General features: G+C 56.7%; 2 protein-coding genes. Both read left to right on the plus strand.

What is annotated here, in order from left to right:
* A partial coding sequence (locus AC5LSR_RS11315; protein WP_493468428.1) for a type I restriction-modification enzyme R subunit C-terminal domain-containing protein occupies positions 1-330 on the plus strand: 330 nt, incomplete at its 5' end.
* The coding region (locus tag AC5LSR_RS11320; RefSeq protein WP_493468429.1) for a restriction endonuclease subunit S at positions 327-1836 on the plus strand (1510 nt) is incomplete at its 3' end. The genes AC5LSR_RS11315 and AC5LSR_RS11320, both read left to right, overlap by 4 nt.

A 1836-nucleotide genomic window follows, 5' to 3' on the forward strand; every position in this document is an offset into this window, starting at 1 on the left:
GGACGCGAGGCGGGCATCCCCGACCTGATCTCGCTCATCAGGTATGAGTTGGGCGTGGACGAACAGCTCCGCCCGTACCGGGCAACGGTCGAGGACCGCTTCGACACCTGGCTACACCGCCAGCACCAGACCGGAGCAGCCTTCACCGACGACCAGCTCTGGTGGCTGACCTCCATCCGCACCGTGGTAGCCACCAGCGCCGGCATCAGCCCGGACGATTTCAAACACGAACCTTTCAAGGCCCGTGGCGGCGGCCGCGGCTTCGCCCACGCCTTCCCGAGCCGCAACGCCCGCGCCCTCCTGGCCGAACTGAATCGAGAACTGGCTTGAGCGAGTTTGCCATCCATCCGGAATGGGAATGGATTGAGCTTGGGGAAGTAGCAACCTCCGTCAAAAATGGAATCTATATCTCACGACCCAGCGCTACTCCAGACGGAATTCCCATCCTTCGCATCAGCGCAGTGCGCCCCATGCGGCTAGATCTCTCAGATCTTCGCTATACAGGCATGACCCTCGATGAAATCGAGGAAAAGGATGGACTTACCGAACCCGGAGATCTTCTCTTTACCAGATACAACGGAAATATAAACCTTGTTGGCGCGTGTGCCCGAGTTCCAGATAACACTCCGACGATTTCCTACCCTGATAAATTGATACGCGTAAAACTATCCACAGAGATAAGTAGTCGCTTCGTTTGCTACGCATGGGCATGGTCCGAAATAAATAAAAAACTGCGGCAGCACATTAAAACGACCGCAGGCCAGGCGGGTATTTCGGGCAGCTCTCTGAAGAGCATCAAGATCCCAATAGCGCCGCTCGCGGAGCAGCACCGCATCGTCGAATCCCTCGAAGAGCACCTCTCCCGCCTCGACGCAGGAATTTCTAGCCTCAAACTGGTAGAGGAAAAAGTTCAACGTTTTATTTCAACGCTGTATGGGCGTGCCGCGTCGGGATACTTCAGCCGCCCAATTCGGGATGATGAGGCAGTCAACGAATCTTCCGTCCAGGAAGCCACTCGGTCACAGGCCAGTCGTCGCTGGAAGCCTTCACCGTCTTTTCGCATCCCCGGGTACACAGCCCCGAAAAACTGGTCAATTATCAGCCTCGGGGATTTGTGCCACAGTTTTGGCTACGGAACTTCCACAAAATGTGACTACGGAGCCCCCGGCTACCCCGTGCTCCGCATACCCAACATTCAGAGTGGATCCATCGACCTGTCAGATATCAAGAATGCTGTTGACTCAACTCTCGACCTCACGCGCTTCTCCCTAGCCCCCAGAGATCTTCTTTTTGTGCGGACCAACGGTAGCAAAAATCTGATCGGCCGCGTAGGGGTAGTTGAGGATGAGCTACCCTACGCCTTCGCCTCCTATCTGATAAGATTTTGCCTGACACAGGGTTTTGTAGAACCCCGGTGGGTCCAGATGGTCACGCAGAGTCCACCCTGGAGAAAAGCCATCGAAAACTACTCCGCATCGTCCGCCGGCCAGTATAATCTTAGCTCTGAAATTCTTAGCAGGATTCCTGTGCCGATTCCTCCATTGGACGTCCAACGTAAGACGCTTGATATCGTAGACGCGATGGTAACCGGAGCCATACGCCTGTCCAAAACCGGTGATATCGCATTGGCACGATCGGAGAGATTGCGGAGCGCTCTGTTGCAGCGTGCCTTCAGTGGAGAACTTGTCCCGCAGGATCCCGCTGACGAACCGGCGTCCGCGTTGCTGGACCGGATTCGGACTGAGCGTGCGGCTCAGGGTGCACGAAGTGGCAAGGGCGGGGGCAGGCGGGCTGGGCGTCGTCCTCGTGGGGCTGTGGCTACAGTCGATGGGCCGT

The sequence above is a fragment of the Protofrankia sp. CiP1_Cm_nod4 genome (assembly GCF_982290645.1).